The 23,837-nt window shown below is 71.0% G+C and carries 26 protein-coding genes; 15 read left to right on the forward strand and 11 right to left on the reverse strand.

Annotated elements, in window-relative coordinates; genetic code table 11:
• The 3 genes from aztD to O1W71_RS07855 all read left to right on the forward strand — a co-directional run bounded on the left by aztD (position 1) and on the right by O1W71_RS07855 (position 3,557).
• Positions 1-1,185 carry a zinc metallochaperone AztD gene (gene aztD, locus O1W71_RS07845; protein ID WP_269267313.1) on the forward strand — a complete coding sequence of 395 codons (1,185 nt, stop codon included), beginning with the start codon at positions 1-3 and terminating at the stop codon, positions 1,183-1,185.
• A 77-nt stretch (positions 1,186-1,262) separates the two neighbouring features.
• Entirely contained in the window at positions 1,263-2,093 is an 831-nt protein-coding gene (locus O1W71_RS07850; protein ID WP_269267314.1) for a hypothetical protein, read from the forward strand.
• Positions 2,094-2,150: 57 nt separating this feature from the next.
• A complete protein-coding gene (locus tag O1W71_RS07855; RefSeq protein ID WP_269267315.1) occupies positions 2,151-3,557 on the forward strand; it encodes an MFS transporter in 1,407 nt (468 codons plus the stop codon).
• Here O1W71_RS07855 and O1W71_RS07860 read toward each other — a convergent pair.
• From O1W71_RS07860 to O1W71_RS07875, 4 genes are all read right to left on the reverse strand, one after another.
• Entirely contained in the window at positions 3,532-4,743 is a 1,212-nt protein-coding gene (locus O1W71_RS07860; RefSeq protein ID WP_269267317.1) for an MFS transporter, read from the reverse strand. The genes O1W71_RS07855 and O1W71_RS07860 overlap by 26 nt on opposite strands.
• A 220-nt stretch (positions 4,744-4,963) precedes the next feature.
• On the reverse strand, positions 4,964-5,848 hold the full coding sequence (locus O1W71_RS07865; protein WP_269267319.1) for a hypothetical protein: 885 nt from the start codon (positions 5,846-5,848) through the stop codon (positions 4,964-4,966).
• A complete protein-coding gene (locus tag O1W71_RS07870) occupies positions 5,845-6,522 on the reverse strand; it encodes a response regulator (RefSeq protein WP_269267321.1) in 678 nt (225 codons plus the stop codon). Before O1W71_RS07870 ends, O1W71_RS07865 begins: the two co-directional genes overlap by 4 nt.
• Entirely contained in the window at positions 6,510-7,778 is a 1,269-nt protein-coding gene (locus O1W71_RS07875) for a sensor histidine kinase (RefSeq protein ID WP_269267323.1), read from the reverse strand. The genes O1W71_RS07870 and O1W71_RS07875 overlap by 13 nt, the downstream gene beginning before the upstream one ends.
• A 120-nt stretch (positions 7,779-7,898) precedes the next feature.
• Between O1W71_RS07875 and O1W71_RS07880 the strand changes: the two genes are divergently transcribed.
• The 3 genes from O1W71_RS07880 (at position 7,899) to O1W71_RS07890 (ending at position 11,692) form a co-directional block, all read left to right on the forward strand.
• Positions 7,899-8,702, forward strand: coding sequence for a Cof-type HAD-IIB family hydrolase (locus tag O1W71_RS07880; RefSeq protein ID WP_269267325.1), 804 nt, complete (start codon positions 7,899-7,901; stop codon positions 8,700-8,702).
• A 63-nt stretch (positions 8,703-8,765) separates the two neighbouring features.
• Positions 8,766-9,596, forward strand: coding sequence for an aldo/keto reductase (locus tag O1W71_RS07885; RefSeq protein ID WP_112616649.1), 831 nt, complete (start codon positions 8,766-8,768; stop codon positions 9,594-9,596).
• Between the two features lie 23 nt (positions 9,597-9,619).
• Positions 9,620-11,692, forward strand: coding sequence for a S9 family peptidase (locus O1W71_RS07890; RefSeq protein ID WP_269267327.1), 2,073 nt, complete (start codon positions 9,620-9,622; stop codon positions 11,690-11,692).
• Positions 11,693-11,783: 91 nt separating this feature from the next.
• On the opposite strand, the gene O1W71_RS07895 is transcribed toward O1W71_RS07890, so the two are convergent.
• The 4 genes from O1W71_RS07895 to O1W71_RS07910 all read right to left on the reverse strand — a co-directional run bounded on the left by O1W71_RS07895 (position 11,784) and on the right by O1W71_RS07910 (position 14,343).
• Positions 11,784-12,509, reverse strand: a complete 726-nt coding sequence (locus O1W71_RS07895) for a YidC/Oxa1 family membrane protein insertase (protein WP_269267328.1) — start codon at positions 12,507-12,509, stop codon at positions 11,784-11,786.
• 116 nt (positions 12,510-12,625) lie between these two features.
• Positions 12,626-12,907, reverse strand: a complete 282-nt coding sequence (locus O1W71_RS07900) for a DUF6412 domain-containing protein (RefSeq protein WP_269267329.1) — start codon at positions 12,905-12,907, stop codon at positions 12,626-12,628.
• Positions 12,907-13,446 carry a DUF805 domain-containing protein gene (locus O1W71_RS07905; RefSeq protein WP_269267330.1) on the reverse strand — a complete coding sequence of 180 codons (540 nt, stop codon included), beginning with the start codon at positions 13,444-13,446 and terminating at the stop codon, positions 12,907-12,909. Before O1W71_RS07905 ends, O1W71_RS07900 begins: the two co-directional genes overlap by 1 nt.
• Positions 13,447-13,557: 111 nt before the next feature.
• Positions 13,558-14,343, reverse strand: a complete 786-nt coding sequence (locus tag O1W71_RS07910) for a siderophore-interacting protein (RefSeq protein WP_269267331.1) — start codon at positions 14,341-14,343, stop codon at positions 13,558-13,560.
• A 100-nt stretch (positions 14,344-14,443) separates the two neighbouring features.
• Between O1W71_RS07910 and O1W71_RS07915 the strand changes: the two genes are divergently transcribed.
• The 4 genes from O1W71_RS07915 to O1W71_RS07930 are packed head-to-tail and all read left to right on the forward strand — an operon-like array spanning position 14,444 to position 18,199.
• On the forward strand, positions 14,444-15,430 hold the full coding sequence (locus O1W71_RS07915; RefSeq protein ID WP_269267332.1) for a siderophore ABC transporter substrate-binding protein: 987 nt from the start codon (positions 14,444-14,446) through the stop codon (positions 15,428-15,430).
• Between the two features lie 54 nt (positions 15,431-15,484).
• Positions 15,485-16,459, forward strand: a complete 975-nt coding sequence (locus tag O1W71_RS07920; RefSeq protein ID WP_269267334.1) for an ABC transporter permease — start codon at positions 15,485-15,487, stop codon at positions 16,457-16,459.
• The gene (locus O1W71_RS07925; protein ID WP_269267335.1) at positions 16,452-17,444 is read left to right on the forward strand and encodes an iron chelate uptake ABC transporter family permease subunit; all 993 of its coding nucleotides are present in this window, start codon (positions 16,452-16,454) and stop codon (positions 17,442-17,444) included. The genes O1W71_RS07920 and O1W71_RS07925 overlap by 8 nt, the downstream gene beginning before the upstream one ends.
• Entirely contained in the window at positions 17,441-18,199 is a 759-nt protein-coding gene (locus O1W71_RS07930) for an iron ABC transporter ATP-binding protein (RefSeq protein ID WP_269267337.1), read from the forward strand. The genes O1W71_RS07925 and O1W71_RS07930 overlap by 4 nt, the downstream gene beginning before the upstream one ends.
• A gap of 95 nt (positions 18,200-18,294) precedes the next feature.
• On the opposite strand, the gene O1W71_RS07935 is transcribed toward O1W71_RS07930, so the two are convergent.
• The 3 genes from O1W71_RS07935 to O1W71_RS07945 all read right to left on the reverse strand — a co-directional run bounded on the left by O1W71_RS07935 (position 18,295) and on the right by O1W71_RS07945 (position 20,292).
• Positions 18,295-18,513 (reverse strand): hypothetical protein, encoded by a 219-nt coding sequence (locus O1W71_RS07935; protein ID WP_112616669.1) that lies wholly within the window; start codon positions 18,511-18,513, stop codon positions 18,295-18,297.
• Positions 18,514-18,539: 26 nt separating this feature from the next.
• Positions 18,540-19,523: a DNA-3-methyladenine glycosylase family protein gene (locus tag O1W71_RS07940; protein ID WP_442924039.1), complete on the reverse strand. Its 984-nt coding sequence runs from the start codon at positions 19,521-19,523 to the stop codon at positions 18,540-18,542.
• 76 nt (positions 19,524-19,599) lie between these two features.
• Positions 19,600-20,292, reverse strand: coding sequence for a winged helix-turn-helix domain-containing protein (locus tag O1W71_RS07945; protein WP_269267339.1), 693 nt, complete (start codon positions 20,290-20,292; stop codon positions 19,600-19,602).
• Between the two features lie 401 nt (positions 20,293-20,693).
• Here O1W71_RS07945 and O1W71_RS07950 point away from each other — a divergent pair, with 401 nt between their 5' ends.
• The 5 genes from O1W71_RS07950 to O1W71_RS07970 all read left to right on the forward strand — a co-directional run bounded on the left by O1W71_RS07950 (position 20,694) and on the right by O1W71_RS07970 (position 23,835).
• A complete protein-coding gene (locus O1W71_RS07950; protein ID WP_258524630.1) occupies positions 20,694-21,260 on the forward strand; it encodes a toxin in 567 nt (188 codons plus the stop codon).
• Positions 21,257-21,550 carry a GNAT family N-acetyltransferase gene (locus O1W71_RS07955; protein ID WP_112616677.1) on the forward strand — a complete coding sequence of 98 codons (294 nt, stop codon included), beginning with the start codon at positions 21,257-21,259 and terminating at the stop codon, positions 21,548-21,550. The genes O1W71_RS07950 and O1W71_RS07955 overlap by 4 nt, the downstream gene beginning before the upstream one ends.
• 102 nt (positions 21,551-21,652) lie before the next feature.
• Complete coding sequence (locus tag O1W71_RS07960) at positions 21,653-21,883, forward strand: hypothetical protein (RefSeq protein WP_064956107.1); 231 nt, start codon at positions 21,653-21,655, stop codon at positions 21,881-21,883.
• On the forward strand, positions 21,880-22,239 hold the full coding sequence (locus O1W71_RS07965) for a hypothetical protein (RefSeq protein ID WP_269267340.1): 360 nt from the start codon (positions 21,880-21,882) through the stop codon (positions 22,237-22,239). The genes O1W71_RS07960 and O1W71_RS07965 overlap by 4 nt, the downstream gene beginning before the upstream one ends.
• A 132-nt stretch (positions 22,240-22,371) precedes the next feature.
• A complete protein-coding gene (locus O1W71_RS07970; RefSeq protein WP_269267341.1) occupies positions 22,372-23,835 on the forward strand; it encodes an MFS transporter in 1,464 nt (487 codons plus the stop codon).
• The last annotated feature ends 2 nt before the right edge of the window (positions 23,836-23,837 follow it).

A 23,837-nucleotide genomic window follows, 5' to 3' on the forward strand; every position in this document is an offset into this window, starting at 1 on the left:
ATGAAGAGAACCCTGCAGTTCGGCGCCCTCGCCGGCGCCGCAGCCCTGGTGCTGGCGGGATGCTCGTCCTCGCCCTCCGCGACGTCCAGCCCGTCCGGCGACGCGTCGGCCGAGGCATCCGTCCCCGCCGGTCCCCGGGTCGCGCTCGGCTACGAGGGCGGTGTGCTGGTGCTCGGCGGCGACGAGCTCGAGGTGATCGGAGACTTCGACTCCGAGGACTTCATCCGGCTCAACGCGGCCGGTGACGGCCGCCACGTCATGGTCACCACGTCGGAGGGCTTCCAGCTGCTCGACGTGCAGCAGCCCGAGCTCACCGACCTCGTCGTCCCGGCGGCCGCCGCCGGACACGTCGTCGTCCACGGCGGCAAGACCGTGCTCTACGACGACGCGACGAGCGATACGACGATCTTCGACACCGCCGACCTCGCGCAGCTCGACGGCAAGCTACCCGACGCCGAGGTGATCGCCGGCGTCGAGGCGCACCACGGCGTCTCGGTCGAGCTCGAGGACGGCACACTGCTGACCACCGTCGGCGGCGAGGCCGGGCGCACCGGCATCCGCGTGCTCGACGCGAACGGCACCGAGGTCGCGTCCAACGCCGACTGCCCGGGCGTCCACGGTGAGGGCACCGCCGAGGGCGAGCGCGTCGTGTTCGGCTGCGAGAACGGCGCGATCATCTACGACGGCGGCGAGATCACCAAAGTCACCTCGCCCGACTCGTACGGCCGGATCGGCAACGCCTTCGTCGCGGAGGACAGCCCGCTCGTCGTCATGGACTACAAGGACGACCCCGACGCCGAGGGCTACCTGCTGCGCAACATCGCCCTCGTCGACACCGAGGCGAAGTCGCTGACCAAGATCGCGCTGCCCGCCGGCGTCGAGTACACCTTCCGCGGCATCGCGCGCGGGCCGGCCGGCGAGGCCGTGCTGATCGGCACCGACGGATCGCTGCACTGGATCGATCCCGCCACGGGGGGCATCACGAAGTCCCTGCCCGTTGTCGACCCGTGGGAGGGTCCGGCCGAGTGGCAGGCTCCGCACCCGGCCGTCAAGGTCGCGGGCGACATCGCCTACGTCACCGACCCGGCGGACAGCGAGCTCGTCGCGGTCGACCTCACGACGGGTGAGATCGTGCAGACGGTGAAGCTGCCGCACGTTCCGAACGAGATCGCCGCCGTCTCCTGACGCGCCGCGCCGCCGCATCCGCTCCGGTCACCGGGGCGGATGCGGCGGACGTCCGACCTCGCCGTTAGCCTGACGTCGTGCCGGCCGTCTCGACCTCGCAGCGCACGTATCGCTACCTGCGCCTGACCCTCGCGGGCGCACCCGTCGCGATCATGCTCGCGGTGCTCTTCGCGATCCCCGACGCGGGAGTGCTGCCCAGCGTCAGCCACTACTTCTACAGTTCGGCCCGCACCGTCTTCTCCGCCGCCCTCGTCGCGGCCGCGGCCTGCCTGCTCGCGCTCTCCGGGCGGGGCCCGCAGCGGGTGCTGCTGGATGTCGCGGCGCTCCTGGCCCCGCTCATCGCCATCATCCCGACGCCGATCTCGGCCGGCGAGGTGCCCGGCGTCGTCGTCGACTGCGCCGCCCCGTGCGTCCCCGCCGGGTTCACGGACGACCTCGACAACGCTCTGGCGACGTACCTCGTGATCGGCGCCGTCGTGCTCGCGATCGGTCTCGTGCTGGCGCGACGCGGAGACGTCGCTCTCCGCGACACGGGGCCGACGCTCGCCCTTGCGGCGACGGTGCTCGCGGGCGTGGCCCTCGTGTGGACGCTCGCACCGCAACTGCTCGTCCGCTACGGTCACGCCGTCGCGGCCTTCGGCTTCTTCATCCTCATCGCCCTCGTCGCGCTCGCCGAGGCGCTGCGGCCCTCCGATGCGCACCCACCGGCGAGGCGGACGCGGATCGGGTACGTCATCGTCGCGATCGCGCTCCTGCTCGACCTCGCCGCGACCGTCGTCTCGGCGGTGCTGTTCGACCTCCCCGTCGTGCTGGGGGGAGAGCTCATCGCCCTGGCGCTGTTCCTGGTGTTCTGGATGATGCAGACGGCCCAGAAGTGGTCGCTCGCCGATCCCGCGGTGCGAGCCTGACCGTCGACCCGAAACGCGTTCTTCTCCGTGTCCGCGAGCGGGTCTACTGTTCGTCCCATGACCGCCCCGCTCAGCGCGCTGGAGACCTCGCGCATGCGCGCGTTCCACCAGGTGCTCGGCAACACTCTGCTCGCGAACGTGACCTCGAGCTTCCTCTGGTTCGCCCTGACGTTCTGGGCCTACCTCGCCACGGAGAACGTCCTGGCGACATCCATCATCGGCGGCTCGTACATGCTGCTCGTCGCCGTGTTCGGGGTGGTCTTCGGGGCCCTCGTCGACCACATGAAGAAGAAGGCCGTGATGGTGCTCTCGAGCCTCATCACCCTGGCGACCTATCTCGGTGCCGGCGCGGTCTACCTGCTGTTTCCCGAGTCGATCCTCGTCGATTGGGGGCGCCCCTGGTTCTGGGTGTTCGCGGGCCTGATCCTCGTCGGGGGAGTCGTGGAGAACCTGCGCAACATCGCGCTGTCCACCACCGTGACCCTTCTCGTGCCGAGCGACCGCCGCGACCGGGCGAACGGCCTCGTCGGAACGGTGCAGGGTGTGGCGTTCATCGTCACGAGCGTCTTCTCCGGTCTCTCGATCGGCCTCCTCGGGATGGGCTGGACCGTCGTGATCGCGGTGTCCGCGACCGCGTTGGCCCTCGCGCATCTGACATTCGTGTCGATCCCCGAGCGCGGCATCGCCGCATCGCACGAGGCCGCGGCACCGGCCTTCACGTTCCGCGGCGTCGTTCCGGCGATCCGATCCGTCCCGGGGCTGTTGGCCCTGATCCTGTTCACGACCCTCAACAACCTCGTCGGCGGGGTGTTCATGGCGCTCATGGATCCATACGGGCTGACGCTCTTCACCGTCGAGGCGTGGGGGATCGTGCTCGCGGTCACCGGCACGGGGTTCATCGTCGGCGGCGCGCTGGTCGCCGCCCGCGGTCTCGGCCGTAACCCCGTGCGCACCATGCTGCTGGTCAACGTCGGCGTCGCGGTGCTGGGGATGACTTTCGCGATCCGCGAGTTGTGGTGGCTATACGCCCTGGGGATCTTCGTGTTCATGATGCTCATGCCCGCAGCCGAGGCCGCCGAGCAGACCGTCATCCAGCGCGTCGTGCCGTTCCAGACCCAGGGCCGCGTCTTCGGCTTCGCGGCGTCGGTCGAGTCGGCCGCTTCGCCGATCTCGGCGTACCTCGTCGGACCGCTCGCGCAGTTCGGTCTGATTCCCTTCATGCGCACGGATGCCGGTGAGCGCAGCTTCGGCTGGCTCCTCGGCGGCGGTGAGGCGCGGGGCATCGCCCTGGCTTTCGTCGCCGCGAGCGCGCTCATGCTCGTGGTGGTGCTGCTCGCGTTCCTCTCGCCGCAGTACCGGCGACTGAGCCGGGCCTACGCCGACGCAGCGCCGCCGGAGCCCGAGGCTGCCGCCGCTGCGCTGCCGGGCCCGACCCCGGTCAGGCCGGCTGACGCGGCGCCCTGAGCCCGAGCACCGCGAGCAGGCCGGCGACGGCGACCATCACCAGGGTGCATCCGGCGACACCGGCCCAGCCGAGGTCGTGGAAGGCATATCCCAGGAGCCAGCCGAACAGGCTCGAGCCACCGTAGTACCCGAGGTAGTACAGCGACGCGGCTTGAGCGCGCGTCTCCGGCCTCGCCGCCGCGGGAGCCCAGCCCGAGGCGATCGCGTGGGCGCCGAAGAAGCCGGCGGTGAGGATCAGGAGCCCCACGAGCACCGCGATCACGTGGGGCACCGCCGTCACGACGATGCCGATCGCCATGACCGCGAGCGCCGCCAGCAGCACCGGCAGACGCCCGAACCGCCCCGCGAGCGACCCGGCCCAGGGAGAGGCTACGGTCCCGGCGAGGTAGGCGAGGAAGAGGAAGCTGACGATCCACAGCGGCAGCGAGTACGGCGGCGCGACGAGGTGGAACCCGAGGTAGTTGTACACGGCGACGAAGCCGCCCATGAGCAGGAATCCCTGCGCGTAGAGCGACAGCTGGCGGCGGTCGCGCAGGTTCGTCGCGAGCCGGGAGACCAGAGACGGGCCCGTGACGCCCGCCGAGCGCTGCGGCGCGAAGCCGCGGGCCGGCGGGGTGAGCCACAGGAAGAGCACGGCCGACGCCGCGCACACCGCCGCGACGGCGAACACGCCGCCGCGCCACAGACCGACGTCGCCGAACGGGCCAGCGACGAGCCTTCCGAGCAGTCCGCCGATCGTGGTGCCGGCGATGTAGCTGCCGGCTGCCGTCGCGGTGTGGGCGGCGTCGACCTCTTCTGACAGATAGGCGAGGGCGATGGCGGGCACGGCCCCGAGTGCCACACCCTCGAGCAGCCGGGCGGAGAGCAGCAGCGGCAGCGTCGGGGTGAGCGGGGCCAGCAGGCCGAGCACGGTCGCGGCGATGACCCCGGTCGCCATCGCGGGCACGCGACCGATGCGGTCGGCCACGACCGACCAGGGGATGACGCCGACGGCGAGACCGAGCGTCGAGACCGAGACCGCCAATGCGGCGGTGGCCGGTTCGACCCCGAACTCCGAGCCGATGAAGGGGAGGACCGCCTGGGGCGAGTACAACTGCGCGAAGGTCGCGACGCCGGCGAAGAACAACCCGGCGATGAGCCGGCGGTAAGCGGGCGACCCGGGAACATGACCGGTGAACGCACGCACCGGGCCAGCCTACGACCGCGGCGACCGCCAGCCTGATGTGAGAAGGGCCGGTCGACTCAGAATCGTCGACCGGCCCTGTCATCCCTTGCACCAGAGATCACACCGCGCAGTTGGGGGGAACTGCGTGCCTCGAAGTTATAACGACCAGGTAACGGGATGCAACGGCTGGGCCGTTCTCATCAGCGCTGCATAGTGATCGTTCAGGATCGCGGCAGGACCCTCAGCGACCCTCCCGAAGGACGACCGACCCCGCCGAGACCCGGACCTCGACGCGGTTGGGCGACGAGGGGTCTTCGGTCAGGCCGTTGACGAACGAGCCTGCCTCCTGGGTCGAGCTGACGGCGTACTCACCACGGGGGAGCGCGAGGTCGACCCCGCCCGCCTCGGCGGCGATCGTCACCGACGTCGGAGCGGTGCCCGCGAGGGAGCCCGACACCCGGCCGGCGCTGACGTCGACGGTCGCCTCACGGACCCCGTCGAGCTCGACCGAAACGCGTCCGGCGGACACTCGGGTGTCGAGGCTCGTCGCGGAGCCGGCCGTATCGATCGACCCGGCATCGGCGCGCAGCGCGAGAGCGCCGAACTCCCCGTCCGCTCGCAGGGCCCCCGCCCCCACGGTCAGCTGGGCGTCAAGTCCCGCGAGGTCGTCGGGAAGGACGAGCGTCGCCCGCGACGTTCCGCCCCACAGGCGCCATCCGCTCCACCAGTCACGGTCCGAGTCGACCACGAGGCGGTCGCCGTCGCGGGCGAGCTCCCACGCCTCGGCGCCTCCCGTCCCGGTCACGGTGAGGGTCGCCTCGTCGACATCGCCGAAGGAGACCTCGACGTCGGCAGCCGCGGCATCCATCTCCAGCATGCTCACACCCGTGGTCGGCGCTGAGATCGTCGAGGTCGCGGTGCCGCCGCTGACGACCGTCGACACGACACTGGTTCCGGCGCTGAACACGAGGAGGCCCGCGCCTGCGGCGATCGTGAGCCCGGCGATCACGCGAGCGGCGGACGACGGCGTCGACGTCGGCCCCGTCGGGGACGGCCCGCCCGCCGACGGCGGCCCGTCGGGGGCTCCCGGCGGCGTGGTAGGAGGCGGGGTCAGGGTCGTGCTCATCGCACTGCTCCGTTCTGCGGCTGTGAGCCGCCGTGTTCAAGATGGACGAGAGCGGCGAGCACGCGGCGGTTTCCGTGTTCGTCCTGCTCGAGGTCGAGCTTCTGGAAGAGCGAGGTGATGTACTTCTCGACGCTCGCCTCGCTGAGGAACATCGCGGCGGCGATCGCCTGATTGCTGCGCCCTTCGGCAATGAGGGCGAGCACCGTCCGCTCGCGTTCGGTGAGCCGCGACATCCGCTCGTCGCGCGATCGGCGCATGAGCAGCTGCGCGACCACCTCGGGGTCGAGAACCGTGGCTCCCGCGCCGATGCGTTCGATCGTCGCGAGGAACTCGCCGACGTCGGCCACGCGGTCTTTCAAGAGGTAGCCCAGGGCCGCCCCCTGCGAGGTGATGAGCTCGCTCGCGTAGCGTTCCTCGACGTACTGGCTCAGGACGAGGATGGGCAGCCGGGGGTTCTCGGCACGCAGGGCGAGGGCCGCGCGGATGCCCTCGTCGGTGAACGTCGGCGGCAGCCGGACGTCGAGGATGCAGAGGTCGGGCTGGGTCTCGGCCACGGCGGCGGAGATACCGTCGGCATCGGGGAGGGCCGCGACGACCTCGTGGCCCGAGTCAGCCACCAGCCGGGCGATCCCCTCGCGCAGCAGCGTTGAGTCCTCGCAGATCAGGATGCGCACGGGACGCTCACCTCCAGAGCGGTCGGTCCACCGGCCGGGCTGTCGAGGCGTGTCGTGCCGCCCGCGGCGGTGATGCGGTTGATGATGCCGTCGAGCCCGCCTCCGGGGATGACCCGGGCTCCACCGACGCCGTTGTCCTCGACCCGCGCCCAGAGGGTGTGATCGTCGCGGTGACGGACCACCACGCGGCATTCCCCGGCCCGCGAGTGCTTAGCAGCGTTGGTGAGCGACTCCGCGATCGCGAAGTACACCGCCGCCTCCGCGGTGCGACTGCACCGCTGGTCGACCCGTACGTCGAGGCTGACGGGCACGTGCGAGCGGGCGGCGAGGGCGGACAGTGCCGCGTCGAGTCCGCGATCGTCGAGCACCGAGGCGTGGATGCCGCGGGCGAGCTGACGCAGTTCGGTGATCGCGGCCTTCGTCGAGGTGTGGGCCTCGGCAAGCAGTTCCTTCGCGGCGTCCGGGTCGTCGTCGATCTTCTGCTGGGCGAGTCCCAGCGTCATGCCCACCGAGACGAGCCGCGGCTGCACGCCGTCGTGCAGGTCGCGCTCGATGCGGGTGCGCTCGAGCTCACCGGCGCGGACCGCGCCCTCGCGCTGTACCCCCGCGGTGCGGGCAGCCTCGACCAGCTGCGCTTCGCGCGAGGGGACGAGGATCGCCTTGGCGAGGATGCCGTGCAGAAGGGTGATCCCCACGAGGAGGGCTGCCGGCACGAGGACCAGGAGCACCCCGGCCACGACGGCGCCCTCGCGGGGAACGCTGATCCAGGTCGAGGCGACGGTGACGGTCTGCTCCGCGTAGAGCGGGGCGAAGATCAGGGCGAAGCCCGACGCGAGCAGTCCGGACAGGCTGAGCGCGATGAGCCCCAGCACCGTCGAGATCGCTGCGTGGGCGATCCCGCGCCACATCCGGCCGTCGGTGAACTGCAGCCAGACCGTGCGGAGCCAGCCGCCGAACCCGGGCCGGCCGCTGCTGCGCGGCGAAAGCGAGGGCAGGCCCCACCCGTACAGGCCGTCGACGCGGGCGTATTCGAGCCAGCCGGTGAGCCAGAGCGCGTAGACGAAACCCACCAGGATCGGCAGGCCGAGTCCGAGTGCCGGAGTCAGGCCGATCCCCGTCGCCATGAGGGTGAGGAGCACGGTGAACACGGCGGTGCCCGCGAAGCCGAGGGCGGCGAGCTGGGCGAGCGCTCCGAGCGGGCGCAACCAGGTCAGAGCACGGGATGGAGGGGCGGTGCTGGCGACGGCGGTGGTCATGGCTCAACGCTAGGACCGCGGCCGGGTGCCGCGCAGGCGAGCCGCCCGGAGACTCCCTTTCGGGTTATCCCCCGGGGGCGCGCGGCCGCAGCCGCCGGTCGTGTCGGAGAGGATGGGGGAGTGACCTCTCCCGACATCCGCCTGATCGCCGTCGACATGGACGGCACGCTCCTCGACGCGGACGGCCGCATCCCCGAGGGACTGTGGCGGCTGCTGCCGCGGCTGCGCGATCGGGGCATCGTGTTCGCTCCCGCCAGCGGACGCCAGCTCGCGACGCTCCGCCGGCAGTTCGCGGATGCGCCGGTCGAGCTCGACTACATCGCTGAGAACGGTGCGTACGTCGTCCGAGACGGCGCCGAGGTCAGCTCGGACGCCGTCGACCCCGCGTTCGCGGCATCCGTCGTCCGCCGCATCCGCGGTCTCGACCACCTCGATGTCGGCCTCGTCGTCTGCGGCAAGCGGTCGGCCTACATCGAGCGCGCGGACGCAGCCTTCTTCGCCGAGGCCGACAAGTACTACGCGGAGCTCGCTGTCGTGGACGACCTGACCTCGGTCGACGACGAGATCCTCAAGCTCGCCGTCTACGACTTCGCGCTCGCCGAGGACTCGGTCGCACCCGAGCTGTTCGATCTCCGCGAGACGCACCAGGTCGTGGTGTCGGGGCAGCACTGGGTCGACATCATGAACCCCGGGGTCAACAAGGGGCGGGCGCTGTCCCGTCTGCAGGAGACGCTCGGGGTCGGCCCCGAGCACACGATGGCGTTCGGTGACTACCTCAATGACCTCGAACTGCTCCAGCAGGCCCGCTACTCGTACGCGATGGCCGAGGCGCACCCCGAGATCGCGGCCATGGCCCGCTACAGTGCCCCCTCGCACACCGAGGCGGGAGTGCTGACGGTCATCGAGGAGTTCCTCGCCCGCTGAGCGACGGGATCGTTCTGCGCAAGCCCGCACCGAAGACCACGGCGACGGCGTAGCGTGTGCGGCATGGTCACGATTCCCACGGTCTCGCTCAACGACGGCTCCGACTTCCCCGAGCTCGGGCTCGGCACCTACAACCTGCGCGGCCCCGAGGGCATCGACGCCATCGCCGCCGCGATCGACTCCGGCTACCGGCTGCTCGACACGGCGGTGAACTACGAGAACGAGTCGGAGGTCGGGGAAGCCGTGCGTCGCAGCGGCATCCGCGACCAGCTGATCATCACGACCAAGGTGCCGGGGCGCGACCACGGCTTCGACGAGACGATCCGCAGCGCCGAAGGCTCGCTCGGCCGGCTCGGCGTCGAGAAGATCGACCTGTACCTCATCCACTGGCCGAACCCGAGCCAGGGCAAGTGGCTCGAGACCTACCGCGCGATGCTGGCGCTCCGCGACGAGGGGCAGGTCGGGTCGGTCGGGGTGTCGAACTTCACCGAGCCGATGCTCGCCCGCCTCATCGAGGAGACTGGAGTCGCCCCGGCGGTCAATCAGGTCGAGATGCACCCCTACTTCCCGCAGGCCGGCCTGCGCGCGTTCCACGCTGCGAACGGCATCCGCACCGAGAGCTGGAGCCCCCTGGCTCGGCGCAGCGAGCTGCTGAACGAGCAGGTCATCGCCGACATCGCGGCATCCCACGGTGTCACTGGAACGCAGGTCGTGCTGCGCTGGCACACGCAGCTGTCGTCGACCCCGATCCCGAAGTCGGCTGACCCGGTCCGCCAGCGCGAGAACGCCGACGTCTTCGACTTCCTGCTGTCGGGCGATGAGATCGCGGCGATCAGCGCCCTCGAACGCGGCCGGCTCTGGGACGGCGACCCCGACACCCACGAGGAGATGTAGCACGCGCCGGATAGCGTGGAGGCATGACGACGCCGTTCGACTCTCTCGACGACTACTACGCCCTTCCCCGCATCGACGCGGCGGCGACCGCGCCCGACGGCTCGCACGTCGTGCTGACGGTCGCGACCCTCACGAAGGACCGCACCGGCTACGAGCGCTCGCTGTGGTCGGTGCCCGCCGATGGCGCCGGTGCGCCGCGACGCCTGACCCGCTCGACGACCGGCGAGTCCGGCGCCGTGTTCACCTCCTCCGGCGATCTGCTGTTCGTGTCGGCCCGCCCCGACAACGACGCCGCGGACGGCGCACCCGCTCAGCTCTGGCTGCTTCCGGCCGCCGGCGGCGAGGCGCGCCCGGTGACCCGGCTGGCCGGCGGCGTCTCCGCGGTCGTCACCGCTGCGGACTCCGACCGCATCGTGATCGCGTCGTCGCTGCGCCCCGAGGCCGCCACGATCGAGGCCGACGCGAAGCTGCGGGCGGAGCGGAAGAAGCTCAAGGTTTCCGCGATCATCCACGACACCTACCCCGTGCGGTACTGGGACCACGACCTGGGTCCGCACGAGCCCGCGCTGTTCGCCCTCGACCTGAGCGAGCTGGGCGACGCGCCCGCCGTCATCGCGACCGCCGACCAGGCCGTCGACGAGGTCGTCGGCACTGGCGCCGAAGCAGGGGAGGCTGCCGACGAGCCCTACCCCGCGGGGCTGCCGCGCCCGCGCATCCTGCTTCGTGGTCGTGCGGCCTCGACAGCGGGTATGGCGCTCACGCCCGACGGTGCGACCCTCGTCGCCTCGGTGCCCGAGCCGCAGGGGCGTGACGCCCGGTACCGTCTCGTCGCGATCGACACCGCGACGGGCGAGCTGCGCGTCATCCGCGACGAGGTCGACGTCGACATCGAGATGCCCGCGATCAGCCGCGACGGCGCCCGTGTCGCCTACGTCCGCACGGCGAAGTCCACCCCCGCGGGGCCCGCCGATCACGAGCTGTGGGCGAGCGCCCTCGACGGCGCCGACGCGCAGCGCCTGGCCTCGGACTGGGACCGCTGGCCGAGCAGCATCCGATTCTCCGATGACGACGCGGCGCTCGTGGTGACCGCCGACCACGACGGACGCGGACCGGTCTTCAGCATGCCGATCGACGGGGGCGCCGTCGCGCAGACGACGCACGACGACTTCGCGTACACGCACGTCGAGCCGGTCTCGGGCACCACGGACGTCATCGCGCTCCGCTCCAATTGGATGACGCCGCCGCATCCGGTCCGTGTCGCCGCCGACGGCTCTGTCACGCCGCTGGCGAACCCGGCGCCGTCGCCGGCTACGACCGCCTCGATGGTCGAGGTCGAGACGACCGCCGATGACGGAGCCCGCGTGCGCGGCTGGCTCGTGCTGCCCGAGGGGGCGGATGCCGCGACCCCGGCGCCGCTTCTGCTGTGGATCCACGGCGGACCGCTCAACAGCTGGAACGCGTGGAGCTGGCGGTGGAGCCCGCTGCTGGCCGCGGCCCGAGGCTATGCCGTGCTGCTGCCCGACCCGGCGCTGTCGACCGGTTACGGGCTCGATTTCATCGCGCGCGGGTGGGACGCGTGGGGCGCGGCGCCCTTCACCGACCTCATGTCGATCACGGATGCGGTTGTCGCGCGCGATGACATCGACGAGACCCGGACGGCCGCGATGGGCGGATCGTTCGGCGGCTACATGGCGAACTGGGTGGCGGGTCACACCGACCGCTTCGACGCGATCGTGACCCACGCGAGCCTGTGGGCGTTCGACCAGTTCGCCGGCACGACCGACTTCGCGCCGTACTGGCAGAGCATCTTCAGCCCCGAGGGTGCGGTCGCCAACTCGCCGCATCGCTTCGTCGCCGACATCCGGACGCCGATGCTCGTGATCCACGGTGACCGTGACTACCGGGTGCCGATCGGCGAGGGTCTGCGGCTGTGGGCCGACCTCAACGAGCACCACGCCGCCGAGGACGGCACGAGCCCGCATCGGTTCCTGTACTACCCCGACGAGAACCACTGGATCCTCTCGCCGCAGAACGCGCGGGTCTGGTACGAGACGGTCTTCGCGTTCCTCGAGGAGAACCTGCCCGCGCGCGCCTGAGTCGCGTCTCAGTCGCGCCTTGCGGCGCTCGCCTGACAGAAGTGGCCCCTTCCCCGCGTGGGAGGGGGCCACTCCTGTCAGATGAACGGGTTCACGCGGCGACGGGCGGGAGGATGCGACGGAGGATGAGCCGCTGCGCCAGCGTCCAGGCGACCGTCACGACCAGGTACAGGCCCGCCGCGAGCGGAACGAACACCGCGACGATGGCGGTCGCGAACTGCGCGACCCCGAGCACCCCCGACAGGGCGGCCGGAGCATCCGTCACCCGGAAGGCTCGCCGCGTCAGCTCGCCGACGAGCGCGATCGAGGCGATGACGGCGCCGAACACGAGGGCGGCGGCGAGCGGCAGTGTGCCCGACGCGACGGTGCCCGCCAGGCTCGACCCGAGGGGGACCCCGGCGAGCGTCTCGGCGAGCAGCCCGTTGGTGTGGCCCGCGATCGTCGAATGGATGAACACCCCGTACAGCAGCCCCACGACGGGAGCCTGCACCAGCAGCGGCAGACAGCCTGCCGTCGGCGAGACGTTCTCGTCGCGATAGAGCTCGAGCGTCTCGCGTTGCAGCTTCTCGCGGTCGGTCCGGTATCGCTGCTGGAGCTCGCGCAGCCGCGGCGCCAGGCGTGCACGAGCGCGATCCGCTCGCGCCTGGGCGACGCCCGCGGGGATCAGTGCTGTGCGCACGACGACGGTGATGAGGATGACGGATGCCGCGGCGGCGAGGTCGCCGAGCGCGGGTTCGAGCGCCGCGGTCAGTGCGGCGAGGATCGAGGCCACGGCGTCGAGCGCGGCGGCGATGGGCGGGAAGGAGTACAGGTCCATGGAGAGTCCGATCGACGAAGCTGAGCACGGGGGGTCAGCCGCGAGGGGACGCCGGACGGCGCGATGCACGGGGCCTGCGGTGCGGGTGCGCGCGTGTGGAGCCGTTCCGGACGTGGCTACGCGGCTGAGGCCGCGAGCCCCGGGGCGCGGGGGCGCCGTCTCCCGGGAGCGTCCGGGTCGCTCTGCGCCAGCAGAGTCGACGGCGAGATGGATCGCCGCGGGTGGGGGCGCCGCGAGCCCGCCGCCCCCGTCGCCGTGACGGCGCCCGCGATCGAGGCGACCGCGATCGCGATCGTGAGCAGCGCCACCGCGGTCGCCGCTGCGAGCCCGCTCGAGTCGCCGAGCGAGAGGGCGCCGATGACCGACAGCAGCATCGGGAGCGTGGAGAGGAGGGACATCACGCCACCCCTGTCGGGGCCCAGCCCGCGGCGCGCTCGAGCAGCGCGGCGTCCCCGTCGAAACGCGCGCCCTCGGGGCGCGACCGTCGCAGGGCGAGCAGGAGAAGCACGAACCCGCCGATGGGCATCAGGTTCAGCAGCCCCCACCATCCCGACAGGTTCGAATCGTGCAGCCGCCGCACCGCGACGGTGAAACCCGGGATGAAGGTGGTCACCACCCACACGGTCGAGGTCCACAGGTAGACCGCCACCAGGGTCGAGAGGGGATCGGTCGGAGCGATCGGCCCGAAGAGCTCGATCCCGCGCCATCCCCACCAGCCGAAGGGGTGCAGCCCGAGGTCGAGCTGCGGCCAGCGCCCCGACAATATCCGCGGGATCACGAGGAGGAAGACGACGGCGGCCGTGAAGCCGACGGCCATCCACCACCAGTACTCGCTGCGGCTGGCGCGCCCGCGCAGGCGGAAGGCGTGCACCACGAAACGGCGCATGGCCTGGGGCAGCGAAGCGTTCGGCAGCGGTGCTGTCGAGACGGCCTCCATCCCGCGATGCTAGCGGAGCGTCGCGGAGCGGCGCAGTCTTCGCCTGTCAGTTCTGACCCCATCCCGCGCGGGGAAGGGGCCAGAAGTGTCAGGTGAACCGACCCGTGCGCGTCAGTGGGGTGCGTGATATTCGGGCTCGCCCCGCTTCCAGTAGCCCTTCACCGTGATCTGCTCGGGATCGAGGCGCCAGCGGTCGAGGAGCAGCGCTCGAGCGGAGCGCACGATCGACTGCTCGGCCGCCACGAAAGCGAAGAGGGCGCCGTCCGGTCGGTCATCGTCGCCGAGCGCGGCGAGACGAGCGGCGAGGGGAGCGCCGGCGGATGCCGATCCGCGGTGCACCTGCTCGACGACGACGCCCGGGGGCGTGGAGATGGGCAGCTCGTGATCGGCGTCGGGCACCTCGATGAGCACGCGCCCGACGGCAGCGGCATCCATGTGATGGGCGAACCGCCGGATCGCGGGGACCGCGGTCTCGTCTCCGGCCAGGAACCAGCCGTCGGGGTGCCCCGTGAGCACCGCGGATCCGCGCGGTCCGCCGATGCCGATCGTCGACCCGATCTCCGCCGTCGCCGCCCAGTCCGCAGCCACGCCGTCGCCGTGCAGGGCGAACTCGAGGTCGAGCCAGCCCTCATCGGCGTCCCAGGCGAGCGGGGTGTACTCGCGGCTCGGCGCTGCACGCATCTCGTCGATGCTCTCGGGCGCCACCTCGGGGAAGAACACACGCACGTGGTCGTCGCACCCCGGGGAATCGAAATCGCGCAGATCGGCGCCCTCGAGCCGCACCCGGACATAGGCCGGAGTGAGCCATTGTCGGGCTGCCAGGCGGACGAAGCGAAAACGCAGGTCGAGCGCTCGGCGAGCGATCCGGAACGAGGGGGTTGCGGTCGAGGCGGACATGAAGGTTAGGCTAACCTACACAGCCGTCGGGGTCTCGATCCCGGCATCCGGTCGCCCGTCGACCAGCATCCGATACGCACCGCACCAGGAGTTACGTCACGTGAGCCATGCCATCCGCCGTCCCGCACTCGTCTCGATCGCGCTCGTCGCAGCGCTCGGCCTCGCCGGGTGCGCGTCGTCGGCGAGCCCGGATGCCGCGCCCAACGGCGACGCGACCTCGGCCACGACCGTCACCGTGACCGACAACCACGGCGAGATCGAGGTGCCCGTCGCCCCCGAACGCGTCGTCGCGCTCGACAACACGACGTTCCAGACGCTGAGCGACTGGGACATCGACCTCGTGGCGGCACCCAAGCCGCTGATGTACGACCTGTGGCCCAACCTGTCCGGGGGCGACGACGTGCTCGACGTCGGGCTGCACCGCGAGCCCGACCTCGAGGCGATCATCTCGGCTCAGCCCGACCTCATCGTCGGCGGGTACCGCTTCCGCGACATCTACGACGACCTGACGGCGATCCAGCCCGCGACGATCGAGACCAGTGCTCGCGAGGGCGAGGAGCAGGTCGCCGAGCTGAAGCGCCAGGTCGAGATCCTCGGACAGGTCTTCGATCGGGAGGCTGACGCGAAGAAGCTCGCCGACGCCCTCGACGGCGCCGTCGCCGACGCGAAGGCGGCCTACAACGACACCGACACGGTCGTCGGCCTGCTCACCTCGGGCGGCAAGATCTCGTTCGCGGCCCCGGGGGAGGGGCGCGGCGTCGGTGCCGTCTTCCCCACGCTCGGACTCGTCCCCGGCATCGATCGCGGAGCGGAGAACGCCTCGCACGGCGACGACATCAGCGTCGAGGCGATCGCGGCGGCGAACCCCGAGTGGCTGATCGTGCTGGACCGGGACGCCATGTTCGGCGAGGACGGCTATGTCTCGGCGAAGGAGCTCATCGAGGGGTCCGAAGCGCTGCAGAACGTGCCCGCCGTGCAGAAGGGGCAGATCGTCTACCTCGCACCGAGCTTCTACCTCGACGAGGGCATCCAGGCGTACACCAAGCTCTACGCCGACATCGCGACGGCGTTCGCCGCGGCGGCCTGATCGTCCTGCGCGGTGCCCCGTCCGGTACTGCCTGCCGGGGCGCCGCGATCGGTCATGACTGCGCTCACCGCCCCCGCCCGCATCCGCGGGCGTCTCGCCCTCCCGGCCGCGATCACCGTCGTGGCCGGTCTCGTCGTGCTCTCCCTCTTCGTCGGCGTCTACGACCTCGCCTCGGACGGCGTCGGCTCGGAGATGCTGTGGATCACCCGGATTCCGCGCACACTCGCGCTGGTCCTCGCGGGCTGCGCGATGGCCGTCTCCGGCCTCGTCATGCAGCTGCTGACGCAGAACCGCTTCGTCGAGCCGACCACCACCGGGACCACCGAGTGGGCAGCGCTCGGCCTCCTCGCGACGGTGCTCCTCGTGCCGGACGCTCCGCTGGTCGTACGCATGCTCTTCGCGAGCCTCGCGGCGTTCGTCGGCACGATGGTCTTCCTCGCGATCCTGCGTCGAATCCAGCTGCGCTCGTCGCTGATCGTGCCGCTCATCGGCATCATGCTCGGTGCCGTCGTCTCGTCCTTCACGACCTACCTCGCGGTCAGTGCGAACGCCCTGCAGATGCTGGGCACGTGGTTCATGGGCAGCTTCACCGCCGTCGTCCGCGGTCGCTACGAGGTCCTGTGGGTCGTCGGCATCGTCGTCGTGCTCGTCGCGCTCTTCGCCGACCGGCTGACGGCGGCGAGCCTCGGGAAGGATGTCGCGACGACGCTCGGTGTCGACTATGACCGGGTGCTCCTCCTCGGCACCGCCCTCGTCGCCGTCGCGACCGGCGTCACGACCGTCGTCGTGGGGTTCCTGCCTTTCCTCGGGCTCGTCGTGCCCAACCTCGTGTCGATGTGGCGGGGAGACAATCTCCGCGCGAACCTCCCCTGGGTGTGTCTCGGCGGAGTGGCTGTCATCGTCGTCTGCGACATCGTCGGCCGCGTCATCCGGATGCCGTTCGAGGTGCCCGTCTCGATGATTCTCGGCGTCCTCGGTGCTGCCGTGTTCGTCGTGCTGCTCCTGCGGCAGCGAGGGCACGATGGCTGAGACGCTGCGCGGCACTGTCCGGCCGCGGGTGTGGCTGCGGTTCGTCGTTCTCGTCATCATGGTCGCCGCGGCGGCCGTCCTGCTGCTGACCTGGAACATCCCTCTCGATCCGGCGCAGCGCGGCTATTGGCTCGCCGTGGAGCTCCGGGTCACGACGGTGGCGACGGTCGCGATCGTCGCCTGCTGTCAGGCGGTCGCGACGGTGCTGTTCCACACCGCGACGGGCAACCGCATCCTCACGCCCTCGATCATGGGGTTCGACGCGCTGTACGTCGTGATGCAGACCGGCCTGGTGTTCTTCTTCGGGGGAGCTGCGCTCGCGGCCACCGACGGGCTCGCCAAGGTGGCCCTCCAGAGCCTGCTGATGGTGGCGTTCGCGACGCTCCTCTACGGGTGGCTCTTCGCCGGCAAGCGGGGAAACCTGCACATCATGCTGCTGATCGGAATCGTGCTCGGGGTCGGTTTCGGCTCGCTCTCGACGGTGATGCAGCGGCTGCTGACTCCGAGCGACTTCGACCTCCTCTCGGCGCGCCTGCTCGGCAACCTGAGCAACTCGAACCCCGAGTACCTGCCATGGGCCGCGGTGATCGTCGCGATCGTCCTCGTCGTGGTGTGGCGCCGCCGCCGACGTCTCGACGTGCTGACCCTCGGGCGCGACGTCGCCACGAACCTCGGCCTCGCGTACAAGCGCGAGGTCACCGTCCTGCTGATCCTGGTGGCCGTGCTCATCTCGGTCTCCACGACGCTCGTCGGCCCGATGACCTTCTTCGGGTTCATCGTCGCGACCCTCGCCTACCAGCTCGCCGGATCGTCCCGGCACGCCGTGGTCCTGCCGTTCGCCGCGTTGCTGGGCATGGCGACGCTCCTCGGCGGCTACTTCGTGCTGCGGCACGTGTTCTACGCCGCGGGCATGCTCACGGTCATCATCGAGTTCGTCGGCGGCCTCTTCTTCATCGTCTACCTGCTGCGAAAGGGCGCGCTGTGATCACCCTCACCGACGTCTCGAAGTCCTACGGGGGCCTGCGCGTGCTGGGTCCCATCGACCTCCAGATCCCGGCCGGCGGGGTGACCGCCCTCGTCGGGCCCAACGGCGCCGGCAAGTCCACGCTGCTCACGATCGTCGGGCGCTTGACCGAGCCCACCACGGGTACGGTCACGGTGGGCGGTCTCGATGTCGCGCGCACCCCGAGCCGCGAGCTGGCGCGGGTGGTGTCGATCCTGCGGCAGGAGAACCACTTCGTCACGCGGCTCACGGTGCGCGACCTCGTCGGCTTCGGGCGGTTCCCCCACTCCGGGGGACGCCTCACTCCCGACGACCGGCGCCACGTCGACGAGGCGCTGCGCTTCCTCGATCTGGAGGACCTCTCGCACCGCTACCTCGATCAGCTCTCCGGCGGGCAGCGCCAGCGCGCCTACGTCGCGATGGTGCTCGCGCAGGACACCGACTGCATCCTGCTCGACGAGCCGCTCAACAACCTCGACATGCGTCACGCCGTGGGGATGATGCGGCAGCTGCGGCGTGCGGCGGATGAGCTGGGCAAGACCGTCGTCGTCGTCATCCACGACATCAACTTCGCCGCCGCCTACGCCGACCGCATCGTGGCCCTCACCGGGGGAAAGGTGGCGTGCGCGGGGACACCGCGCGAGATCATGCGCCCCGACGTGCTGGAGAGCGTGTTCCAGACGCCGATCGCGGTCCGCGACGACGGCGAGTACCCGCTCGCCGTGTACTTCCGCTGACCGCAGCGCACCGAGAGGGCTTCGCCTGGCAGTTGTGGCCGCATCCGGCGCGTGCAGGGGGCGGAAAGTGTCAGGTGAAGCGGCTTGCGCGGCGGTCAGAGCTGCGCGCCGTCGTCGTCGCGGTCGTAGACGCCCTCGTTGCGTCCCCGGCGCGACTCGTAGGCGATGAGCCATCCCACCGAGATCGCCGCGGCGAGCACGAGGCCGAGCCACACGTTGTTCATCACGAGGCCGAACACGATGCCGAGCAGGAAGACGAGGGCGGCGCCGAGCGCCCAATAGGTGTGTCCGCGCTGCCATCCCCGATTCGCCATACCCCGAGCCTACGGTGCCGCGCGGGTCAGCGGTCGCGGTGGTCTTCGGGATGCAGCCGCGGGCCGCGGCGCGGTTCGAACACGCCGCCGGCGTAGATGAGCCGGATGACGCGCTGCCGGTGGCCCCGCCACGGCTCGAGCAGTTCGAGCATACCGTCGTCGTCGACGCGGTGGCCCGTCAGGGCGTAGCCCACGGTGTGGCACAGGTGGTAGTCGCCGACGCTCACAGCATCGGGATCGCCGAAGGCGCGGATGCGGGTCTCCGCGGAGGTCCACGGCCCGACCCCTGGCAGTGAGGTCAGGATGCGTTCGTGCTCGTCGCCGCCGCGGGCACCGGCGACCGCGCGCTCGATCGACGCCCGTCGCTGTGCCGCGCGCACGACGGTGCGCGACTGCGGCGGCTCGAGGCCGGCGCGATGCCACGCCCAGCTCGGAATCAGGTGCCAGTCCGCGGGCGGCGCGAACATCGGACGCGGCGTCGGTCCCGGCGCGCGCTCGCCGTACCAGGTGACGATCGCGCGCCAAGCGCCGAAGGCCTGCAGGCCCGTCACCTTCTGCTCGAAGATCGCGCTCGCGAGGTCGTCGAAGACGAGGTCGGTCGCGCCCAGGCGGATGTCGGGATGCCGATGGTGGATGTCGGCGATGAGCGGATGCCGCGTCCCGTCGAACCCTTCGGGATCGTCGTGTGCGCCGCACAGCCGCGGCAGCTGCTCGATCGCCCACTGGGCGCCGGGACCCCAGGCGGCTGCTCTCACGAGCGAGCGGCCCACCCGCAGGGCGAGCGTCGCGACGCCGCGCGGCGTGCGGCTGGCGCGCCAGATCACGTCGCCTGAGACCGTCATCGTGGGATCGTGGGCGCCGTGCTGCTGGTGACGTACCGCGCGGGCGATGTCGATCGGCGCAGCCGGTCGGTACTCGGTCTCGATCGGGCGGGATGACGGCGGCGCGGCATCGCGCTCGTGGATCGCCGGGCGGCGACCCGGCATCCGTCCCGTCGTCACCGCGCTCATGCCGACACCCTACGTCGGAACCTCCGACATCCCGCCGTGAGCGACGTCGATCGGCGTCGGGGTGACGCGGCGCGAATCAGAAGCGGTCGGGCGACGGCGTGCCGTGGCCGTAGCGGATGACCACGTCGGCGTGGCGGTCGAACCGGTAGCCGACGCCGCGCACCGTGCGCACGATGTCCTCATAGCGGCCGAGCTTCGCACGCAGCCGGCGGACGTGGACGTCGATCGTGCGCTCGCCCGGCGCCTCGTCGTCGGAACCGTTGCTCCACAGCGACTCGACGAGCTCGGAGCGCTCGATGGTGCGCCCCTCGCGGAGCACCAGGTACTGCAGCAGCTCGAACTCCTTGAAGGTGAAGGCCGCCGACTCGCCGTCGATGAAGACGCGCTTGCGCGAGATGTCGACGGTCACGCCGCCGGGGACGTGGTCCTCCGCCGGAACGTCCTGCTTCGTGCGGGCGACCGCGCTGGGCTCGTGGAGGGCGAGGCGGACGACGTCGACGTCGCGTCCGCCGGCGCCGACCGGTGCCAGGGCGACCGTCGCGTAGGTCTCGGCGTGGGGGGCGAGCTCACCCAGCGTGCGGCGCAGCGCCTCGACGAGGGTCGAGAGCGAGACGCCGTCGGCGGCGGCCTTGGCCTCGTCGATGCCGACGTACAGAGCGAAGCCACGGGGTGCGGTCGAGGTCGCCGCGGCGGGCGCCGGGGGAGGCGTCTCGACGGCGCGAAGGTGGCGAGCGGGGGCGGCGGGGGCGAGAAGAGCGGTGTTCGACATGGGAGGTTCGTCCTCGGAACGTGAACCCGGGCTGTCAGCCTGCGGCGGGTTCGGGTGTGCGTTGCGTGAGGCCCAGCGGGGGCCGGTGAGCGAGCATCCGGATGTCGGCGTTGTGGGCCGGGCCACCGGAACTCGGGGATCCGCGGCCGCGTTCAGAAGCGGCAGAGGATCAGGCGGGGTTCACCTGTCAGCGGCACATTCGGCAACACATGACAGCACGCTGCGACATCATCATGATGTCGGCAGTTCCGTTCGCCTCCCGGGCGGACAGAGTGCGTGCGATGTCAGTCATGGGGTTGATTATGACGATCCGTGTCCGGATGTGTCAAACACACCAGCGCCGCGCGTCCTTCGATGACGGAATGTGACAGATTGCTCAATCCTCGCTACGGTGCACGATCGTGGCTACGCGGATCCGTATCGTCGGCACCTCCGGCTCGGGGAAGAGCGTGCTCGCGGACCGAGTTTCGGCGCGGACCGGGCTGCCTCGGCTCGAGCTCGATGCCGTCTTCTGGGACGCGAACTGGCGGATGCGAGACCTCGACGAGGCCCGAGCCCGGGTCCGGGAGTTCGTGCGGCAGCATCCGGACGGGTGGGTCGCGGACGGCAACTGGACGTCGCGCCTGGGTGACATGCTCGACCCGGGATCGCCGGACGGCGCCGACACGGTCGTGTGGCTCGACCTGCCGCGCCGACGGGTGATGCGCCAGGTCGTCGGGCGCACGCTGCGCCGAGTGGTGCGGCGCGAGGAGCTCTGGCACGGCAACCGCGAGCGCGCGGCGAATCTCTTCCGATGGCATCCGGAGCGGAACATCATCCGGTTCGCGTGGACCAACCATCCCGTCACGCGCGAGCGCATGCTCGGGCGCATCGCCGCGGGGGAGCGCATCGTGCGGCTGCGCGATCGCTCGGAGATCGACGCCTGGCTGGCCTCGCTGCCACCGGCCGGGCGTAGCGTGGGCGCATGAGCGATCTGACCTTCACGCATGAGAGGGATGCCTCCCGCTACACGCTGCACCGGGGAGACGACCTCGTCAGCGTGCTCGACTACCGCGACGACGGGCGCACGGTCGCGCTCACCCGCGCGTACACGATTCCGACTTTCCGCGGGCACGGCTATGCGGCGGAGGTCGTCGAGCGCGCCGTCGCCGACATCGAGGCGCTCGGTGACCGGACGATCAGCCCGGTCTGCTGGTACGTCGCCGACTGGTTCGAGGCGCACCCCGATCGCGCGGGGATTCTGCAGCCGCGGCGCTGACCCGCGAAGCCGCAGATACGTCTCCTGCCGCGCGGCTGTCAAGACGGTGCTCGCGAGAGGACGCCGGGGCCAGACTGGGGCGATCGATCGAAGGAGACAGTCATGAACCGCGATCTACCCGAGGGCGTCGTCGATCCTGACGGCGCCGGTGCCACGTCGCTCGCCGCGAGCGAGGCCGAGGACGACGCCGTGCGCGACGCGGACAGCCCCGCCGACGTCCCGATGCCCGATGGCGACAGCCCCGACGGTTTCGTCGAGAGCGCCGAGATCCAGCAGGGCCTGGACCCCGACCTCGTCACCGACGAGCAGGCAGACGAGGAGGAGCAGCGATGAGCGGTCAGGCCGACGAGATCGATTCGAGCGTCTCTGACTCCGCGACGCAGGACGCGCCCGAGACCGGCCGCGGCGGCACGCGGTCGACCACTGCGGGCGCCGGCGGCGACGTGACGCCTCCGAAGGAGGACACCCCGGTCTCGCCTCCGGGCGTGCAGGACGGCCCCGCGCTGTCGATGCACGACACGACCGAGCAGGAGCGCCTCGACGGGCTCGTCGCGCAGCTGCGGGCGGATCTCCCGGGCGAGAACCGTGCGACGGTCGAGAAGTACGTGCGTCAGCGCGTCTCGGAGGTCGGCCTGAGTGTCGGCGACGACGAGATCGCGCGAATCGTCGACGATCTCGCCGCCGACTGACGGATGACGGTACGAATGCCCCGGGTGGGACCCCGGGGCATTCGTCGTGTCGAGGCGGTGCCCTGTACGACGCTCGGCCCGAGAGTGCAAGGGCGGGCCTGCCGCGCTCGTGCGGGCATACCCTGACCCACGATGAGTGACACGGCGAGCATCCCGCTGTCGGTGCACCAGCGGTGGCGGGCCTTCTGGGTCTGCGTCGCCGTCGCGGCGCTGACGATCCTCGACCTGACCAAGGTCAACGTCGCGCTGCCCTCGATCGAGCAGGCCTTCGGTGCGGGTTCCACCGAGCTCCAGCTCATCGTGTCGGGCTACGTCCTCACGTTCGGGCTGACGCTCGTACCGGCGGGACGCATCGGCGATCAGCGGTCACGGCGCGCACTGTTCGTGATCGGGCTCTCGCTGTTCACCGTGACGAGCGTCGTGTGCGCGCTCGCGCCGAACACGGACGTGCTCCTGGCGGCACGGCTGGTTCAGGGCGTCGCCGCCGGCATCCAGATGCCGCAGGTGATCGGATTGGCCCAGGAGATGTTCCAGGGGGCTGAGCGAGGCAAGGCCTTCGGGCTGTTCGGGGCAACGATCGGCATCTCGACGGCGTTCGGCCCGATGCTCGGGGGCCTCATGATCGCGCTGGGGGGCGCCGAGGACGGCTGGCGCTACATCTTCTGGATGAACGTCCCGCTGACCGTCGCGGTCCTGGCCGGTGTGATCTGGCTGCTCCCGAGAACCCGGGAATCGCGACCGGCCCGGCTGCAGCTCGACCCGGTCGGTCTGCTGCTGTTCGCGCTCGTCGTGATCGCCTTCCTGGTGCCGTTCCTGCTCACCACGGGCGCGCAGGGCGACGACCCGCAGCGCTGGTGGTCGCTCGTGGCCTTCGGGGTCTTCGCCGCCCTGTTCGTGTGGTGGGAGCGGCGGTACGCGGCACCCGGCAAGCATCCGCTGATCCCGCTCGAGCTCTTCGCCATCTCGTCGTATCGCAACGGCACCCTCATCCAGGCCGTCTACTTCATGGCTCTGCCGGCGATGTTCCTGCTGACGACGCTCTTCCTGCAGCTGGGCGTCGGCCTCGAGCCGGTGTTCGCGGGGATGGTCTCGATCGGATTCGCCGTCGCGAGTGCTGGTGCCTCGTACGTCGGAGGCAGGATCGTGACGCGCGTCGGACGCCCGCTCGTCGTGGGCGGTCTGATCATCATGCTCTCGGCCGTCGTCGCACTCGCTCTCGTCGCGTACTTCGTGCCGCCCGGGATCGTCGAGTTCGCGATGGCGGGAGTTCTGACCGTGGGGGGCTTCGGTGGTGGCCTCGTCATCTCGCCCAACCAGACCCTCACCCTCGCCGACATCCCCGTGAAGCAGGGCGGCCTGGCGGGCTCCGTCGGTCAGCTCGTGCAGCGGATCGGCACCGCGGTCGGAACCGCCGTCGCGCTGTCGCTGTTCTACTCGACGGTGTACCGCCTCGAAGGCGGATCAACGCCGCGGATCGACGTCTACCACGACGCCTACGCCCTGGGGATGGTCTCGGTGGGCCTGTTCCTCGCGCTCGCCCTCGTGCTCGGCGTGGCGGACCTCTCGTCACGGCGGCGGCGAGCCCGCGGGGCCTGAGT

It is taken from the genome of Microbacterium sp. H37-C3 (assembly GCF_027157935.1).
Classification (GTDB): domain Bacteria; phylum Actinomycetota; class Actinomycetes; order Actinomycetales; family Microbacteriaceae; genus Microbacterium; species Microbacterium plantarum.

Bases quoted from the DNA above. Each gene is read 5' to 3' on its own strand.
- O1W71_RS07925 (WP_269267335.1), top strand. From the start codon at position 16,452: ATGGCTGAGACGCTGCGCGGCACTGTCCGGCCGCGGGTGTGGCTGCGG.
- O1W71_RS07960 (WP_064956107.1), top strand. From the start codon at position 21,653: ATGAACCGCGATCTACCCGAGGGCGTCGTCGATCCTGACGGCGCCGGT.
- O1W71_RS07945 (WP_269267339.1), bottom strand. From the start codon at position 20,292: ATGTCGAACACCGCTCTTCTCGCCCCCGCCGCCCCCGCTCGCCACCTT.
- O1W71_RS07970 (WP_269267341.1), top strand. From the start codon at position 22,372: ATGAGTGACACGGCGAGCATCCCGCTGTCGGTGCACCAGCGGTGGCGG.
- O1W71_RS07920 (WP_269267334.1), top strand. From the start codon at position 15,485: ATGACTGCGCTCACCGCCCCCGCCCGCATCCGCGGGCGTCTCGCCCTC.
- O1W71_RS07910 (WP_269267331.1), bottom strand. From the start codon at position 14,343: ATGTCCGCCTCGACCGCAACCCCCTCGTTCCGGATCGCTCGCCGAGCG.
- O1W71_RS07900 (WP_269267329.1), bottom strand. From the start codon at position 12,907: ATGTCCCTCCTCTCCACGCTCCCGATGCTGCTGTCGGTCATCGGCGCC.
- O1W71_RS07935 (WP_112616669.1), bottom strand. From the start codon at position 18,513: ATGGCGAATCGGGGATGGCAGCGCGGACACACCTATTGGGCGCTCGGC.
- O1W71_RS07875 (WP_269267323.1), bottom strand. From the start codon at position 7,778: ATGACCACCGCCGTCGCCAGCACCGCCCCTCCATCCCGTGCTCTGACC.
- O1W71_RS07905 (WP_269267330.1), bottom strand. From the start codon at position 13,446: ATGGAGGCCGTCTCGACAGCACCGCTGCCGAACGCTTCGCTGCCCCAG.
- O1W71_RS07955 (WP_112616677.1), top strand. From the start codon at position 21,257: ATGAGCGATCTGACCTTCACGCATGAGAGGGATGCCTCCCGCTACACG.
- O1W71_RS07885 (WP_112616649.1), top strand. From the start codon at position 8,766: ATGGTCACGATTCCCACGGTCTCGCTCAACGACGGCTCCGACTTCCCC.
- O1W71_RS07895 (WP_269267328.1), bottom strand. From the start codon at position 12,509: ATGGACCTGTACTCCTTCCCGCCCATCGCCGCCGCGCTCGACGCCGTG.
- O1W71_RS07890 (WP_269267327.1), top strand. From the start codon at position 9,620: ATGACGACGCCGTTCGACTCTCTCGACGACTACTACGCCCTTCCCCGC.
- aztD (WP_269267313.1), top strand. From the start codon at position 1: ATGAAGAGAACCCTGCAGTTCGGCGCCCTCGCCGGCGCCGCAGCCCTG.
- O1W71_RS07965 (WP_269267340.1), top strand. From the start codon at position 21,880: ATGAGCGGTCAGGCCGACGAGATCGATTCGAGCGTCTCTGACTCCGCG.
- O1W71_RS07865 (WP_269267319.1), bottom strand. From the start codon at position 5,848: ATGAGCACGACCCTGACCCCGCCTCCTACCACGCCGCCGGGAGCCCCC.
- O1W71_RS07940 (WP_442924039.1), bottom strand. From the start codon at position 19,523: ATGAGCGCGGTGACGACGGGACGGATGCCGGGTCGCCGCCCGGCGATC.
- O1W71_RS07855 (WP_269267315.1), top strand. From the start codon at position 2,151: ATGACCGCCCCGCTCAGCGCGCTGGAGACCTCGCGCATGCGCGCGTTC.